Source organism: Nocardiopsis prasina DSM 43845 (assembly GCF_000341265.1).
GTDB lineage: Bacteria > Actinomycetota > Actinomycetes > Streptosporangiales > Streptosporangiaceae > Nocardiopsis > Nocardiopsis prasina.
On sequence record NZ_ANAE01000109.1, the window covers coordinates 40,890 to 56,583 of the forward strand.

A 15,694-nucleotide genomic window follows, 5' to 3' on the forward strand; every position below is an offset into this window, starting at 1 on the left:
AAGGGGGAGCGCACACACGAAGGCCCACCGGGGAGTCCCGGTGGGCCTTCGAACGTTGAAGGGCCGGTGCGGCGGTCGCCTCACGGCGGGTGGCACAACAAGGCTCCTGTCCACCACTGGGGTGCGGTATTCCCTGAAGGCTTTGATTAGAGCCCGGGGGACACTTGAACCGCACCGACCCGCTCCGTGTAACGACCCCACCCCTGGTGCTATTCCGCGGGCCCGGAGAAGTTTTCCGGGCCCGCCGACAGAGGGCGCCGAGGCTCGTCGGTCAGGCGCTGCTGACGGACAGCTTCACCGCGAAGCCGAGGAACAGCGCACCCGCCGCCGAGGTGGCGCCCGCCGTGAGTCGCCGCCGCCGGCCGAAGGCCGCCGCCAGCCGGGTACCGCTGAAGATCAGCACGGACAGGTAGAGCAGGCTGAAGGCCTGGAGCAGCAGGCCCAGCACCAGGAAGGACAGCGCCGGGTACGCGTAGGCGGGGTCGACGAACTGCACGAAGAAGGAGATCAGGAAGAGGATCATCTTCGGGTTGAACAGGGAGACCACGAGCGCGCGGTGGAAGGGACGTTCACCTGTGGGCGCCTCCGTCGCGTCCGCGTCGGCCGCACGCTGGCCCTCGGCTCTCTGGTGCCGTGAGGTCCAGATGGCGTGGGCCGAGCGCAGCATCCCGATCGCCATCCAGACCAGGTAGGCGGCTCCCGCGTACTTCACCACCGAGAAGAGCAGCGGGCTGGCCTGGAGCAGCGAGGCGGCACCAGCGGCCGCGAGCAACATGAGGAGGGTGTCGCCGGTGAACACACCGGCGGCAGCCCTGTACCCCGTGCGGGTACCGCTGCGCGCGGCGACGGAGAGCACGTAGAGGGAGTTGGGCCCCGGCAGGAGCACGATGAGGACGAGTCCCGCCAGGTAGGTCGGCAGGTCGGTGATACCGAGCATGGACGAAGTGTGTCATCCCGCCCACGACGGCCCACACCCCGGCCGCCCCTTGCCGACCCGGCGCCCACCCGTCCGGCCTTCGTGAACCCCGGGACCGGGGCCGCCTCCCCCGCGGCCCCGGCCCTGCCTCCTCAGGGTCGGTCCGACGGTCCGTCTGTTCCGGGGCGGGCCGACTCCGGGTCCGCGGCTCCGGACGGCCCGGAGCCGGTGACGGGGTCGGGGGAACCGGACGGCCCGGTGTCGGGGTCGGCGAGCCCGTCGGCGACCGGTTCGTCGAGGGTGACCAGGTCCAGGAGCTGGCGGGCCTCCGAGAGGGCCTCAGCCAGTTCGGTCTGCCCGGTCTCCGAGATCTCGAAGAACGCCTCCTCCATCCATCCCCGGGTGGTCGCCAGCCAGGCGACCACCCGCTCGTCGCGGGCTCCGGGTTCGGTGTGCGCGACCTCGCCGACCAGCTCGACCAGCGTCCACAGCGCCTGCGGGGTGTCGCGGCCCCACCACGACTCCAGGTACGGGCCGAGTTCGTCCCCGGCCTCCGCGAGCGTCCCCCACGGCGCTTGGTCCCCGTCCTCCGCGGTGAGGCCGAGCTCCCACCAGACGGACAGGCAGGCCCGGAGCGACGCGCGTTCGTCCTCGGGCCAGTCGGTCCACCCGGCCTGGCGGAGTTTGGCGAAGAGCCCGTGGAGGTCAGCGTCGCCGCGGAGGGAGAGTTCCAGGAGCCTGGGCAGGAAGTGGCGCAGGTCGTCCACGTCGCCCCACGTGTTCAGGGCCTTGTGGGAGAACCGGCGCAGCCGCTCGGCGTCGAGCTCCCGCAGCGGAGCCCCGAGCAGGTCATGGTGGTCGTTCTCGGTGACGCAGTGCTGACACCCCTCCACCCTCGCGGGTCGGGGGTAGCGCGCGAACACCCGGTACACGTCCTCGATCTCGCTCTGCACGACCCCAGGATGGCCCAACGGCCCCCGGCGCCGCTACGGGTGTCGGGGGCCGTGTCGGATCGGAACGGTCGGGTTCACCTCGCGGGCGGGGCCCCGGACGGGTCCGCCCCGGCGAGGCGCTCTGTGGTCAGCCGCGTATGGGCCGCCATGTCCAGCCCCTCCGGGTCGAGCAGCCACTGGACCTGGAGACCGTCCGTCACCGCGATGGTCGAGACCGCCCCGGCCGCGATCCTCGCCCTGCCCCTCTCCGCGTGCGACGCGGTGGAGGGGTTCGCCACTCGGCCCCGGACACCGGTTCCGGCACCGCTCGCTACTCTGCCCCTGACAGTCTCAGCCCTCGTTCCCGCCCGTGCTGCCGGGCAGGACCGTCAGCCGCGACTGCCCTACCGCGAGATAGAAGGGGGAGGGTGCGACCGGGCGCTTACCCCGTAGCAGGCGGTGCACGTTGAACGCGAACCACTTCGGGGCGTCCCTGACGGCGGTGTACATCAGCACCGCCTCTCCGGCACCCTCCAGCGCGTGCAGTGCGGGCCCGTACACACCGCGCGCCATCCACTGCGGCGTATCCGCGCGATCGGTGTCCAGCACCCGCACCGGGGCCGTCCACCCCGACCGGTCCGGGACGAGTTCGGGGGCCGTGATCCCCCACAGGCCTTGGTCGGGAAAGTGCGGTGTGTTGTGCAAGTTCGACCCCCGGGCCAGCACCATGACCCACCGGTCGCCCACGCGTTGGACGGCGTTGTCGAAGAACCCCTCCTCGGCCCCCGCGAAGACCTTCGGCGGCGACCATGAAATTCCGTCGGTGCTCTCGGCGACCCGGAGTTCGTAGTCGGGCAGCTCGCCCGGTCCGATCTCGTTCGGGTTCGCCTGAAACCACATCAGGTAGCGGCCCCGGTCATGGACCACGAGAGGTTCCAGAACGCTCCTGCGGGGCGCGCTGCCGCACAGGACGGGCTCCGCACGGCGCTCCCACCGTCCCCCGCGGTGCTCCAGGACCCCGATCGCGTAGCTGCTTCGGTTCCCGTATTGCTGGAGCGAGGCGCGCCCGGTGTAGTAGAGGCGCGGCGGGTGGCCGTCGACACCGGGCACGAACGAGGGCGTGTGCATCCCCGCGCGATCCCATCCGTCACGGGGAGGATCCGCGACCAGTGACCTCACCCGGCCGCGCGCGTCGGTGTCGAACACCCACCGTCCGCTGTGCAGGGCCTGACCGGGGGCCAGACGCGCACGGTAGAGACGGTTGCGAAACGTCGTGGAGAAGCCACCCAGGTACATCGTCGGGACGCCGTCGATCACGTGTACATCGGGGTCACCGGCGCCCAGCAGCCCGCGCGGCATCGGGCCGTCGACCATGTCCCATAGTGCCGTGGACTGACCTGGAGCATTGATCGAGAACATGTCTGCCTCCGGGAATCGAGCCCGCCGCACGGCGCGGACTCCCCTGGGGATCGGGGACGTCGTTGCCCTGACGGTAACAGCGCCCACGCGACGAGCCCAGAGGTGCTCCCGACCCTGGAAGGACTCGCCGCCCACCGGTGATCCAGCGGGAGGGGTCTGAATCCGCTACGCCCCAGCGACCACACACAGTGACAGAAGCGGTGGAAGCCTTGAAGAACACCGATCACACGATCAATGACTTCTGCCAGTCTCGACCCGGCTACCCGGCCCCTCGCATCGATCCGCACATGGTGCGCCGCCACGTGCGCGGGCCCACTGACATCCCCACTGCGCACCGCACTGTCATCTGCGCTGCGTTCAACAGGTGACGCTCTCGGCGGGGAGCACGGCGTATTGCTGGACGACGCCCTCGCGTTCGGTGTTGAGCCGGATTCGGTGTCGAGCCGGATGGTGTCGCCGAGGTGGCGGAGACAGTCAAGGCCGCGCCGGTCCCGTCCCGGGGACGTTCCCACAGCGTTCAACCCACGCAGTCGCAGTGCGGAACGGCCACGTTCAGGACGGTCGCCAGCACCGTGAACACCAGCGGCAGCAGCACCAGCAAGGCGGCGACGGCGTAGGAGCCCGCTCCGGCGGTGGACCGGTCCGGCCGCACCTGACGGTGCACCCGGCGCACCGGGCAGGCGCCGGTCACCGACAGCGCCGGTTCGGGTCCCCCTGTTCCCGCCGCCGCCATGATCCCCAGGGCGTGGGCGAGGGCGTGCGGGCCCGCCTCCCGGGCCGCGCGGTCGTCGGCCACCCACTCCACGAGTTCGGGGACCTCCCGGGCGGCCGCGCGCAGCAGCGGGACCCCGGGGAAGGCGGTGTCGAGCAGACTGGTCCAGGTGACCAGGAGGTGGTGGCGGCCGTCCAGGTGGGCCCGCTCGTGGGCGAGGACGGCCCGCAGTTCCGGCCCGGTCAGCTGGTCGAGCGCTCCCCTGGTGACGACGATCCCGAAGCGGCGGCCGGGCACGCAGTAGGCGGCCGGTTCGGGGCGCTCCAGCAACCAGACCCGGTCCAGGTGCAGAACGCGGCGGTTGCCGGTGGCCGCGAGGGTTCGGCCGTGTTCGCGGGTCCAGGCGCGTCGCCTCCGGGCCCGGCGCACGGCCGTCCACGAGAGGCGGACCAGGCCCAGGGCGCCGAGCAGTCCGGCGACCGCGACCCCGCTCTCCGCGCCGTTCTGCTGGACCGCCTGGACGAGGTCCACGCACGCGGCGACGAACGCCTTCACGCCCGGGCCCATCACCTTCGTGGCCAGGGTGGCGAGCAGGACCGCGCAGGCCAGCAGCCACACGACGGTGGTGAGCGTCCAGAGCGCGAGCATCGCCCGTGCGCTGGCGCCCCGGCCCTCCTGGAAGGCGCGCAGGGCTTGGGGGCCCGCCGTGCTCCACAGCAGGACCACCGCCAGGGACGCCAGGGACCAGGTCACGGTTCCTCTTGCCGGGGGATGTCGGCGAGCAGGTCGCGGAGGAGGGCGAGGTCGCGGGGGTCCATCCGGTCCACGAAGCGCAGCAGGGCCACCTGGGAGTCGCCGCTGTCGTCCAGGGCCCCGTGCATGCGGTCGGCCGCGTGGGAGGCCCGGTCGCGCAGCGCGCGGTAGAACCACAGGCGTCCGGTGCGTTCCCGGTCGACCCAGTCCTTGCGGCGCAGGTTCTCCAGGACCGTGGAGATGGTGGTGTAGGCCGGTTCCCGGTCGGCCAGGCCGTCGACCACCTCGCGCACGCTGAGTGGCCGTCCGGCGGCCCACAGGACCGCCATCACCGCGGACTCCAGTGACCCGAGTCCCGGAACCGTGTTACTCATGGCCCACCGTTCGTCATGCGCTTCTCCGTCCAAGAATAGGCAACCCGGCCCTCCGTTCAGCTGACGGGCAGCGCCGCGAGCACGCCGCCCCCGTTCCCGGGGACCCGCAGGACGGCGGGGCCGCCGGGGAGCGCGGCCACCGGTGTCAGGTCCGGGGCCTCCGGGGGGAGTTCGGCGGCGACCCCACCGGTGGCGGCCTCGACCGCGCGACCCGCCCCGCCCTCGGCGGAGGTGTACAGGGTGTCCCCGACCAGACCGGCGAGCCGTTCGCCCGGAAGGGCGGGCAGTTCCCAGACCGGTTCGGGGTCCGTCGCGGCCAGCCCGTACAGCCTGGCCTCCCCTTCCCCGGCCGGGGCGGCCAGGACCACCGTGCGGTCCAGGCCGTCGCCGAGCAGGCGGGGGCGGACGTCGGGGGCGAGCGTCAGCAGGCGTTCACCGGTCCGCAGGTGGTGCACCGTGTACAGGAGCACCTCCCGGTCCTGGTCCGCACCCCCGGCCGCGTCGGCCGCCGTCCACTCCAGGACCACGGCGGCGCCGGAGTCGCTGGAGGGGCGGGGGCCGTACCCGACCGAGACCGGTTGGTCGCCCAGCTCCTCCGGAACCGTGAGGTCGGCGCGGGTCCACAGTTCCCCCTGGTCCGCGCCGAGGGCCCGCAGCTCGCCGTCCCGGTGCAGCAGCAGCGTGCCGTGGTGTTCGTGCAGGACGGTGTCCCCGTCCCGTTCATGGGCGAACACCTCCCCGCTGCCCGCCGCCAGCGCCGCCTTCGGGCCGCTCGCCTCGGTCATCACGCTGCCCGCCTGGGCGGCGAACACCAGCCCGGGGCCGACCAGCGTCCCGGGTACCCCGGTCGGCCCCCACAGGCGTTCCCCGGTGTCGGGGTCGTGGGCGGAGGCGGTGGTCACGAAGGCGAGGACGCCCCCGTCGGGGTCGGGCTCGCGGTCCAGCAGCACCACGAACTCCGCGCCGCCCTCCTCCGCGCGCGCCACGGTGAACCCGGTGCAGCTGGGGTCCCGCTCGGTGGCCCAGCGGGTGATCCCGTCCCGGTCCACGCCCAGGAAGTGGAGCGGCCCTCCCGCCTTCTCCTGTGCCACACCGACGAAGGAGGAACCCGCCGCCCTGGGCTCGGAGGAGAAGGGGGCCGTCCACAGGGCCGGCCCCTCCAGGGGGTGCGGCAGCGCACCGGTGACGGAGGGCGGGGGCGTGGCCGGGGTGTCGCGCGGTTCGACGTCGGGGGTCGGTCGCGGAACGCAGGCCGTGAGCAGGAGGAGGGCGGCCAACGGTGCTGCCAGGGAGGCTGTCCGCACCGTGGGGACCCGCGCGCTACTCCGCACGCCCCGCCGTCCGGCCGGGGTTCGAGTCGTCCCGCGCGTCCGCCCCCGGTCCCGTCTCCTCGGCCCCGGTCTCCGCGATCCCGGTCTCCGCGATCCCTGCCTCATCCGGCCCCGCGACCTCGGAGTCCTCGTCCCCGGCGGTCCGGCGCCGGGAGAGGACGGTGCCGACCGCCACCAGGACCACCAGCACGGCCAGCGCCCCGAGGGCGACCAGGTCGGTGCTGGTGCCCAGCCGCGCGAACACACCCTGGGCGCGGTCGGCGGTCTCCGCCATCCAGCCCGCGCCGGGGAGCGAGGTCATCGAGGCGGTGCCGTCGAAGGCCACGAACAGCACGCCGATCCCCACGAACAGGCCGCCGGACAGCAGCGCCGTGGTGTGCGTGCGCAGCGGGCCCAGCTCGACGGTGCGTCCGCGCAGCCAACGCCGTCCGCCCAGGTCGAAGTGGTCCCAGAGCAGCGCCAGGAAGAACATCGGCAGGACCATGCCCAGCGCGTAGGCGGCCATCAGGAGCATGCCCCGGACGGGCGTCCCGGTCGCCGCCACGGTGAGCACCGCGCCCAGGATCGGCCCGGAGCAGAACCCGGCCAGACCGTAGACGGCGCCCAGGCCCAGGACGGACAGGCTGCCCCGTCCCCCCACGAACCGGCTCTGCGCCCGGGCCAGGACGCCCCAGGTGAAGCCGAGCCCGAGGATCTGCGCGACACCGAAGGCGATGATCACGCCGCCCGCCACCGAGATGAGCAGCTCACGGTGCCCGTAGAAGAGCACGCTCACCATGGCCGAACCGGCGCCGAGCGGGACCAGGGTCAGGCAGAGCCCGACGTAGAAGACCCCGGTGCGCAGCAGGAGCTGACCGGTGTCACGGAAGGCGTACGCGAAGAACGACGGCAGGAGCAGGGCACTGCACGGACTGAGCAGGGCCAGCAGCCCGCCGAGGATCGCGGCGACGAACCCGATGTCCACGGCCGTCACTCCCCGGCCGCGGCGAGGGCGGTGTCCACGCTCCGGACGAAGACGTCCAGGGGCTGCGCGCCCATGATCGGGTCACCGTTGACGATGAAGGCGGGGGTGGCGCTGACCCCGATCTGCTGGCCCTCCATGAAGTCGTGGCTGACCTCGATCCTGCTCCGCTCGGAGTCCAGGTCCTCGTGGAAGCGGTCGGCGTCGAGGCCGAGGTCCGCGATGATCCCGTCGAGGACCTCGTCCGGGTCGTCGGCGGACTTGAGTTCGTCCTGCTGTGCGAACACCGCCTCCTGGTACTCCCAGAACGCCTCCTGCTCCCCGGCCGCGGTCGCGCCGAGGGAGAGCGTGTTGGACAGGTCGCCCAGGTAGGGAAACTCCCGCCACTCGATCCGCAGGTCACCGGAGTCCACGTACCGCTCGACCAGTTCGGGCTGGGTCTCCTGGGCCCAGGAGGCGCAGTAGGGGCAGGCGAAGTCCGAGTAGGCGACCAGGACCACGGGAGCGTCCGCGCTGCCCAGGGACATCGGGTCGTCGGCCGTGCGGCGGGCCAGGGCCTGACCCCACTCGCGCTGTTCGGCGTCGATGTGGTCGACCGCCGAGGCCTCGTCGGAGGTCTCCTGTTCGCCTCCGCCACCCTCCAGGCGCAGGCCCACGACCACCGCGACCACCAGTGCCGCCACCACCGCTCCGCCGATCAACAGCGGTGACAGCCCGCCCTTCCCCGTACCCTTCCGTGTGGCCGCTCCCTTGGCCCCGGCGCCCTTCCTGCCCGAGTCCCGCGGTTTCCTGGCGTCCTTCGGCATGCCGCTCCCCCGTTTTCTATGGAAAGTAGAGCGTACTCTATGCTCCATAGAAGAGCGCGGGGGCCTGCCGGTACGAGCCCCGTGCCCACTCTCCCGGAAGGACGGACCGATGCGCGACTGGGGAACCCGCCAGTGGGTGACGGCGGCGGCCGGGACGGCGCTGACCCTCATCGTCCTGGGCCTGCCAGCGGTGCTGATCCCCAACGGCCTCTTCGCCCGTGAGATCGAACCCCCGTGGTGGTCCCACCCGGTCTGGGTGGCCACCTCGGTCCTGTCCGGGCTGCTCCTGGCCACCTACACCCGCCCCGTTCCCGAGGACTCCGCCGGGCCCGGAGGCGTGCGCGGACTCGGCGGAGGCCTCCTTGCCTGGTTCGCGATCGGCTGCCCGGTCTGCAACAAGATCGTCCTGCTGGCGCTGGGCACCAGTGGCGCGATGGCCTGGTTCGCGCCGCTCCAACCCCTGCTCGCCGCCGCCGGACTCGTGCTGCTGAGCCTGGCGCTGCGGGCGCGGCTCCGCGCGAACGCCTCCTGCCCCGTCCCGGCCTCCGCCGGATAGTCGCTCCGAGGTTCGGTTAACCCCGGCTCCCAGCGGAAACAGTGGGGGGACACCCCCACGCACCGGAGCGAGGCCGCCCAGGCGGAGAGGTAGGAAGGATCATGACCGGCAACAGAGGAGTCGTCTACCAGGGCCCAGGCAGGGTCGAGGTGGAGGACATCGCGTATCCGGACTTCGTTCTGCGGGACGGACCCGGAGTCAACCCGGCGAACGTGGGGCGCGAGGTCCCGCACGGCGTGATCCTGAAGGTCGTCGCCACCAACATCTGCGGGAGTGACCAGCACATGGTCCGGGGCCGCACCACCGCGCCCCAGGGACTGGTCCTGGGCCACGAGATCACCGGAGAGGTGGTCGAGAAGGGGCCCGACGTCGAGTTCGTCCAGGTGGGCGACCTCGTCTCGGTCCCGTTCAACATCTCGTGCGGCCGCTGTGTGAACTGCAAGGCCAGGCACACGGAGATCTGTCTCAACGTCAACCCGGACCGGCCGGGCTCGGCCTACGGGTACGTGGACATGGGCGGCTGGGTCGGCGGGCAGGCGCAGTACGCGCTCGTGCCCTACGCCGACTGGAACCTGCTGAAGTTCCCCGACCGCGACCAGGCCCTGGAGCGCATCCTGGACCTCACGATGCTCTCGGACATCTTCCCGACCGGCTACCACGGGTGTGTCACCGCCGGGGTGGGCGTGGGGTCGACGGTCTACGTGGCGGGCGCCGGACCGGTGGGACTCGCGGCCGCCGCCTCGGCGCAGCTGCTGGGCGCGGCGGTGGTGATCGTCGGCGACCTCAACGACGAACGGCTCGCCCAGGCGCGCGGGTTCGGCTGCGAGACGATCAACGTCGCCGCGGGTGACCCCGGTGACCAGATCGAGCAGCTGCTCGGCACACCGGCCGTGGACTGCGCCGTGGACGCCGTCGGGTTCGAGGCGCACGGAACCGGCGCGCGAGCCACTGAGGAGGCGCCCGCGAGCGTTCTGAACACGGCGATGGACGTCACCAAGGCGGGCGGGGCCATCGGCATCCCCGGCCTGTACGTGACGGGCGACCCGGGAGCCTCCGACGAGGCGGCCAAGGTGGGTTCGCTGTCGATCCGCTTCGGGCTCGGCTGGTCGAAGTCGCACGCCTTCTTCACCGGCCAGTGCCCGGTGATGAAGTACCACCGCGAGCTGATGACGGCGATCCTCAACGACCGCGTCCGGATCGCCGACGCGGTCAACGCCGTCGCGATACCGCTGGAGGACGCGCCCGAGGGCTACCAGTCGTTCGACAAGGGAGCGGCGAGCAAGTACGTGCTTGACCCGAACGGCTACCTGAGCACGGGCTGACGGCACGGCGGGCGGTCTCGGCCGCTCGCTCCGACCACCGCTCTCCGGCGCTTCCCGGAGAGCGGGCTACTCCCCGGAGATCAGCCGGGACACGTAGAGCACCGCCCCGGCGGCGAGGGCGGCGATGCCCATCGAGGCCACAAGGGATGCCAGGCCGAGAATCACCCCCTCCAGGGCGACCCAGGACTCCAGGAAGTCCCGGGTGGCGGTCCGCGAGAGCACGAACACACCCATGAAGACGACGAACGCGATGATCGGGGAGAGCTTGTCCACCCGTTCATTATGCGAGGGGCGCACCGGTCCTCACACCGGGTCGGCACTCGCGCCATGCGTCACCGTTCGCCCGAAAGTCCATCGTTTCCCCAGGTCGACCTGGTTCGTTCGGGGTTGCGAGCGGGTACCACCCGACTGTGACCAGCCTGGGGGAGGCCGGTCGTCGAACCGTGGGGGATAACGAATGCGCGCCACCGTCGGAGACCAGTTGCACACACACGGGGTCACCAGCTCCAAGGGCGAGCACGAGGCGGAGATCATCGACGTCCTCGGGTCGGACGACGGCCCGCCCTACATGGTCCGCTTCGCCGACGGTGAGGAGCGGGTCATCTACCCGGGGCCCCGGACCGTCGTGCTTCCCCGTACTCCGAGCGACTGACACCTCCGCCCCAGGCGGCACGGCGGACGCGGTGCGCGCCGGGTCCGGGTGCCAGGGCGTGTTCGGCGAACACACGCCCCAGGACGAAGGGGACCCCTCCGGTCCGAGTGCAGGTCGGGCCGGAGGGGTCGGTACCGGGTCGGGAGCGGCGGGGTCCGCCTACTCCTCGGTGGCGGCGGTGATGCGCCAGACCCTGCCGTTGGCCTTGGACAGCACATACAGGCCGCCCTCGGCGTCCTGCCCGAACCGCAGGTCCACGCGCGACCGGCCCGCCAGTTCCCGCATGTCCGTGGGCTGACCGGCCTCGTCCACGAGCGCCACCTCGTAGAACGGCGCCCGCTCACCCCCCTGGACCATCTCCGCGGTGTCGGCGAACCGGATCTCTCCGCTGACGATGTCACCGAACAGGTACCGGCCCTCCAGGGCCGGGTACGGGCCGCCCCTCGGGACGAACCCGCCCACCAGCGACACCCCGGAGTTCCGTCCCAGGGACACCACGGGATAGGTGTAGCCGTACTCCGCGTCGTCCTCCGGCAACGGGTAGACGTTGGACGGGTCGGACCGGTCGAAGCGGAATCCGCCCTCACGCTCGTTCCACCCGAAGTCGTCCCCCGGACGGAGTTCGTAGACGGAGTCGATGGACTGCTCGCCGATCATCCCGACGAACATGCGCCCGTCCTCCGGGTCCCAGGTGAACCTGTGAGGGTTGCGCATGCCCAGGCCGTAGACCTCGCCGAGCGCTTCGGGATCGTCCACGAACGGGTTGCCCGCCGGGATGCCGTAGGCGCCGCCGGGGCCGTCGTCCCCCTCGGGGTCGATTCGCAGGACCTTCCCCTGGGGCTGGTCGGGGTCCAGCGGGTTCGGACTGAAGTTGGGCACCTCGTCCCCGTCACCGGAGGCCACGTAGAGCAGCCCGTGGTCGGGGTCGCCCGGCGCGGTGGTCGGGTCGAAGCCGATCTGCTGCATCCCGTGCAGGAACCGGCTGTACCCGATCCGCAGGACCTCCCGGCGATCGCCGGAGAAGACGTCGGCGCCCGGATCGTCAGCGGTCCACTCCGTGACCACGCCGTGCACCCGGGTGTCACCGGGAGGCTCGTGCGTGGGGGTACGGGTCTCCAGGGCCTGCCCGGCCTCGGTGTGCACGGTGTAGAAGCGGCCGTTGTCCGCGAACCCGGGATGGAAGGCGACGAAGCCCAGCCCCGTGCCGAGCGAGGGCCGGATGACGAAGTCGGGGAACTCGTCCCACGCGTTCAGGTACTCGGTCGCCTCACCGGTCTCCTCGTCCACGAGGTACAGCGGCCCGTTGAGGTCGGGGACGGCCAGGCGCCCCGATCCCCCGTCCGGTCCGGGGACCTCGGAGACGAAGTTGATCCGCGCGCCGCCCTCGCCGTCGGTCTCCGGCAGCCGGGTGAGCTCCTCCACCTGGAGCGTGACCCCGGAGGGCAGGGGGGTCTCGGGGATCGGTGTCTCGACAGGCCCCTCGCCGTCGTCCACGACCTCGCAGTCGCCCGCGTTCCCGCTGGGCACGCGCAGGTTCGCACTGTGCTGGTCCACGGCCAGGTCGTCGACGAGCAGACGCCCGGCGCTGTTCGCCCCGTTGAGGGCGAAGAACCGGTCCAGCCCCTCCTCGACCGAGCGGCGGAGGGCGAACTCGGTCTCCTCCCCCACCGGCAGCCGGGTCGTGGTGCGGTGGGGGCCGCCCCTGCTGTAGGCGCGCACGGTGTCGGCGTCGTTGTCGACGACCATCCACACGCACTGCCAGGCGTCGGAGGGCCAGGTCCCGGCTTCGGCGAAGGAGTCGCCGTCCCGGAAGTTGAGTGCGTTGGAGTTCTGGCTGTTGGCCTGTGCCCGCATGTCGTCGAACGTGCTCGGGGCGTCCACCTCGGTGAGGCCGAGGGAGGTGTCCAGGGCGGCGTCGCGGTGCATGCGGAAGAACAGCGTTCCGGTCGCGCCGTCGGCGATCTCCGGCACGGCCCGGTCGGCGGCCAGGCCGTCACCGGTCATCTCCACGACCCGGCCGTCCTCCGAGGGGCGCGTGGGGTCGGCCACGACCCGCACGTCCGCGTCCGCGCGCCAGCCGTCCTGACCGTCGAGCGCCGCCTCCTCGTAGGCCTCGAAGTCGACCACCTCCGCGTACTCCGGCGCGGGGTTGGCCGTGGAGTCCGTGTCGGGGGCCAGGTGGATGTTGTCGAGGTGGGTGTCCCCCGAAGGCGGCTCGTCGGCGTCGTTGAGCAGCAGGAACGTGGGGAGCGCGGCGTCCCCGGCGGTGCGGAAGGCGAACTCGGTGTCGCCGTCGGGGCCCCGGGCCGGCTCGGGGTCTCCTCCCGCGACCGCCACGTGCACGCGGTAGGTGTCGGCCGCGTTGTCCACGACCATCCAGACCCCGTAGCGCTCGCCGTCGGCGACCTCCGTGTCGAGCGGCTGCTCGGCGTCACCGTCCCTCGCCACCAGGCCGCGCTCGTCCAGGGTGACGTGCGGGCCGAAGTCGTCCAGGTCGTACGGGTTGCCCGTGGTGTCGGCGCCCAGACCCGGGGTGGGGTTGGCGCTCAGACCGATGTTGAGCCCGGTGGCCGCGAGGTCGTCGGCGACGAACTCCCAGAAGACGGTGCCGGTGGCGTCCGGTTCCAGGGCCAGGTCACCGAGTTCGGCGTAGGCGTTGCCCCGGTACCGGACCGGATCGGGGCGTTCGGACAGCAGGACGCTCAGGGCCTTGCCGGAGAGGGAGGCGGGCGCTTCCTCGGAGACGACGGCCCCGTCCGGGGCCCCGGGGGTGTTGACGTGCCAGGGCCCCTGGCTGCGCAGACTTCCGTTGGCGTAGTCGTCGAAGACCGCCAGGGGCCGGAAGCCGTCGGCCAGCGCGTCGGGCGGTCCGGAGGTGGGGGCCTCCGACGCCGTGACGGGGGCGGCCGACATGAGGGAGGCGAGGAGCGCGCAGGCGGTGGTCGCCGCCGCGATCCTCGGTGCGGGCCGCCTGGCTGGTCTCGGACGGGGGGACGCGGGAGGGGCGCCTCGCATCGTCGGTTCTCCTTCGGGGGGGTGATGGAGTGTGCTCGGCCGGGGGGTGGGTCGTCGGTCGGAGCCCGGAGGCGTCGGGCGGAGCCCGGAGGCGTGCGGTCAGCCCGGGGAGACGGGGTCCGGCGCCGACCTCCGCGGGCGGGGGTCGGCGCCGGACCGTTCAGTGTTCCCCGGCGGGGAGGGAGAGGTGGGGCGTGATGACCTCGCCGAAGGCGCGCACGCACTCCCGGACCACGTCCGCGAACGGCGCGTCCCACACCTGCTGGTGGAACACCTCGATCTCGACGTCCCCCCGGTACCCCGTCGCTTCGACCGCGCGGGTCAGGGAGGCGAAGTCGATGTGGCCCTGGCCCGGCAGGCCCCGGCCCAGGAGCGCGCCCTCGGGCACCGGGGTGAGCCAGTCGCACACCTGGTAGGAGGTGATCCGGCCCTCCGCCCCGGCCCGCGCGATCATCGGCAGCACCTGCGGGTCCCACCACACGTGATAGGTGTCCACGACCACCCCGGCCGTCTCCGGGTCGAGGTCGGCGACCAGGTCGAGGGCCTGCCCGAGGGTGGAGACCACCGCGCGGTCGGCGCAGAACACCGGGTGCATCGGTTCGAGTCCGAGACGCACCCCGCGCGCCCGCGCCTCCGGTTCCAGGGCCAGCAGCGCCGCGCGGACCCGGTCCCGGGCCGCCACGAGGTCCCGGTCTCCGGGCGGCAGCCCCCCGACGACCAGCACCAGCACCGGCGCCGAACCCGGGGCCCCGGCCTCGGCCAGAGCGGCGGTCTCGTCCAGCGCCCGCAGGTTCTCCTTCCACTGTTCGTCGGCGGTGCCCGGGTCCGTGACGAACCCGCCCCGGCACAGGCTGGAGAAGCGCAACCCGGAGTCGGCCAGGCGGGCGGCGGCCTCGGTCAGGCCCGCCTCCGCCACCCGGTCGCGCCACAGCCCCACCGCACCGACCCCGGCGGCGACAGCGTGGTCGACGGTGGTCGCCAGGTCGGCCTTCTTGATGGTGGCCTGGTTGAGCGAGAACCGTTCGGTACCCGCCTTCGCCGTACTCACGTCCGTGCCTCCCTCTCCTCGGTCACACCGTGTGTCAGCAGCAGGTTCCGCCAACGCCGCGCGGCGAGCGCCGGGTCGGCCAGCGCCCCGCACGCGTCGGCGAGTTCGACCACCCGCGCCAGGTGCGGCAGGCTGCGGGCGGAGTGCAGGCCGCCCACCATCGACCAGCCCGGTTGGAGCCCGTTGAGCCAGGCCAGGAAGGCCACCCCGGTCTTGTAGTACTGGGTGGGCGGCGCGAAGACCTGCCGGGACAGTTCCTCGGTGGGCCCGAGGACGCGGCGGTAGGCTTCGGTGTCCCCCGCCTCCAGCGCGGTCAGCGCCGCCGACGCCTGCGGGGTGACGGCCGCGAACGCGCCCAGGAGGGCGTCCGAGTGGTGTTCCCCGTCGCCGAGGATCAGGTCCACGTAGTTGTAGTCGTCGCCGGTGTACATCCGGACCCCGTCCGGCAGGCGGGAGCGGAGTCGGCGTTCGGCCGCCGCGTCCAGCAGGGAGAGCTTGATCCCGGCGACCCGGTCCGCGTGCTCCTCGATGACGTCCACCACGGTGTCCATGGCCTCGGCCGTGTCCCGTGACCCGAAGTACCCGGCCAGGCGGGCGTCGAAGGCCTCGCCCAGCCAGTGCAGGACCACCGGGGTGCGGGCGGCCCCGAGCACCTCGGCGTAGACCTTCGCGTAGTCGGCGGCGTCGCGGGCGGCCGCGGCGAGGTGCCTGCTGGCCATGAGCACGACCCCGGAGCCGGTGGACTCCACGTGCTCGAGCTGTTCCCGGTAAGCGCTTACCACCTGGGCGAGGGACACCGGTGCGTCCGGGAGCTGGTCGGTGTTGACCCCCGACACGACGAGGTCGCGCGTGGGCACCCCGTGCTCCCGCCCGAACTCCGTGGCGGCTCCCGCCCGC

General features: G+C 72.5%; 16 protein-coding genes. 3 read left to right on the forward strand and 13 right to left on the reverse strand.

From position 1 onward, the window contains the following. Positions 1-271 precede the first annotated feature (271 nt). From leuE to D452_RS0110625, 9 genes are all read right to left on the reverse strand, one after another. Positions 272-937 (reverse strand): leucine efflux protein LeuE, encoded by a 666-nt coding sequence (gene leuE, locus D452_RS0110585; RefSeq protein WP_017544124.1) that lies wholly within the window; start codon positions 935-937, stop codon positions 272-274. Between the two features lie 131 nt (positions 938-1,068). Further along, positions 1,069-1,869, reverse strand: coding sequence for a hypothetical protein (locus D452_RS0110590; RefSeq protein WP_017544125.1), 801 nt, complete (start codon positions 1,867-1,869; stop codon positions 1,069-1,071). Positions 1,870-1,943: 74 nt separating this feature from the next. Then, positions 1,944-2,147 (reverse strand): hypothetical protein, encoded by a 204-nt coding sequence (locus D452_RS30075; protein WP_017544126.1) that lies wholly within the window; start codon positions 2,145-2,147, stop codon positions 1,944-1,946. Positions 2,148-2,199: 52 nt separating this feature from the next. Continuing rightward, positions 2,200-3,267, reverse strand: coding sequence for a glycoside hydrolase family protein (locus D452_RS0110600; protein WP_026129174.1), 1,068 nt, complete (start codon positions 3,265-3,267; stop codon positions 2,200-2,202). A gap of 517 nt (positions 3,268-3,784) precedes the next feature. Then, positions 3,785-4,732 (reverse strand): M56 family metallopeptidase, encoded by a 948-nt coding sequence (locus D452_RS0110605; RefSeq protein ID WP_017544128.1) that lies wholly within the window; start codon positions 4,730-4,732, stop codon positions 3,785-3,787. Beyond that, entirely contained in the window at positions 4,729-5,106 is a 378-nt protein-coding gene (locus D452_RS0110610) for a BlaI/MecI/CopY family transcriptional regulator (RefSeq protein ID WP_017544129.1), read from the reverse strand. Before D452_RS0110610 ends, D452_RS0110605 begins: the two co-directional genes overlap by 4 nt. A gap of 56 nt (positions 5,107-5,162) precedes the next feature. After that, a complete protein-coding gene (locus D452_RS28075) occupies positions 5,163-6,410 on the reverse strand; it encodes a hypothetical protein (RefSeq protein ID WP_051061287.1) in 1,248 nt (415 codons plus the stop codon). Positions 6,411-6,426: 16 nt separating this feature from the next. After that, positions 6,427-7,401 (reverse strand): cytochrome c biogenesis CcdA family protein, encoded by a 975-nt coding sequence (locus D452_RS0110620; protein ID WP_083927495.1) that lies wholly within the window; start codon positions 7,399-7,401, stop codon positions 6,427-6,429. Positions 7,402-7,406: 5 nt separating this feature from the next. Continuing rightward, positions 7,407-8,204 (reverse strand): DsbA family protein, encoded by a 798-nt coding sequence (locus D452_RS0110625; RefSeq protein ID WP_017544132.1) that lies wholly within the window; start codon positions 8,202-8,204, stop codon positions 7,407-7,409. A gap of 109 nt (positions 8,205-8,313) precedes the next feature. Here D452_RS0110625 and D452_RS0110630 point away from each other — a divergent pair, with 109 nt between their 5' ends. After that, entirely contained in the window at positions 8,314-8,760 is a 447-nt protein-coding gene (locus D452_RS0110630; protein WP_017544133.1) for a hypothetical protein, read from the forward strand. Between the two features lie 101 nt (positions 8,761-8,861). Further along, complete coding sequence (gene fdhA / locus D452_RS0110635) at positions 8,862-10,082, forward strand: formaldehyde dehydrogenase, glutathione-independent (protein WP_017544134.1); 1,221 nt, start codon at positions 8,862-8,864, stop codon at positions 10,080-10,082. A 66-nt stretch (positions 10,083-10,148) separates the two neighbouring features. On the opposite strand, the gene D452_RS0110640 is transcribed toward fdhA, so the two are convergent. Next, on the reverse strand, positions 10,149-10,355 hold the full coding sequence (locus D452_RS0110640; RefSeq protein ID WP_017544135.1) for a hypothetical protein: 207 nt from the start codon (positions 10,353-10,355) through the stop codon (positions 10,149-10,151). A 184-nt stretch (positions 10,356-10,539) separates the two neighbouring features. Between D452_RS0110640 and D452_RS0110645 the strand changes: the two genes are divergently transcribed. After that, positions 10,540-10,734, forward strand: coding sequence for a DUF1918 domain-containing protein (locus D452_RS0110645; protein ID WP_017544136.1), 195 nt, complete (start codon positions 10,540-10,542; stop codon positions 10,732-10,734). Positions 10,735-10,893: 159 nt separating this feature from the next. Here the strand turns inward: D452_RS0110645 and D452_RS30080 are convergent, their stop codons facing one another. From D452_RS30080 to D452_RS0110665, 3 genes are all read right to left on the reverse strand, one after another. Further along, entirely contained in the window at positions 10,894-13,749 is a 2,856-nt protein-coding gene (locus tag D452_RS30080) for a PQQ-dependent sugar dehydrogenase (RefSeq protein WP_086002850.1), read from the reverse strand. A 160-nt stretch (positions 13,750-13,909) separates the two neighbouring features. After that, the gene (locus D452_RS0110660; RefSeq protein ID WP_017544139.1) at positions 13,910-14,797 is read right to left on the reverse strand and encodes a sugar phosphate isomerase/epimerase family protein; all 888 of its coding nucleotides are present in this window, start codon (positions 14,795-14,797) and stop codon (positions 13,910-13,912) included. Then, positions 14,794-15,694 (reverse strand): DUF993 family protein (locus D452_RS0110665; RefSeq protein ID WP_017544140.1); only part of this gene is annotated, 901 nt, incomplete at its 5' end. The genes D452_RS0110660 and D452_RS0110665, both read right to left, overlap by 4 nt.

Bases quoted from the DNA above. Each gene is read 5' to 3' on its own strand.
- leuE (WP_017544124.1), bottom strand. From the start codon at position 937: ATGCTCGGTATCACCGACCTGCCGACCTACCTGGCGGGACTCGTCCTC.
- D452_RS0110600 (WP_026129174.1), bottom strand. From the start codon at position 3,267: ATGTTCTCGATCAATGCTCCAGGTCAGTCCACGGCACTATGGGACATG.
- D452_RS0110610 (WP_017544129.1), bottom strand. From the start codon at position 5,106: ATGAGTAACACGGTTCCGGGACTCGGGTCACTGGAGTCCGCGGTGATG.
- D452_RS0110625 (WP_017544132.1), bottom strand. From the start codon at position 8,204: ATGCCGAAGGACGCCAGGAAACCGCGGGACTCGGGCAGGAAGGGCGCC.
- D452_RS0110630 (WP_017544133.1), top strand. From the start codon at position 8,314: ATGCGCGACTGGGGAACCCGCCAGTGGGTGACGGCGGCGGCCGGGACG.
- fdhA (WP_017544134.1), top strand. From the start codon at position 8,862: ATGACCGGCAACAGAGGAGTCGTCTACCAGGGCCCAGGCAGGGTCGAG.
- D452_RS0110645 (WP_017544136.1), top strand. From the start codon at position 10,540: ATGCGCGCCACCGTCGGAGACCAGTTGCACACACACGGGGTCACCAGC.
- D452_RS30080 (WP_086002850.1), bottom strand. From the start codon at position 13,749: ATGCGAGGCGCCCCTCCCGCGTCCCCCCGTCCGAGACCAGCCAGGCGG.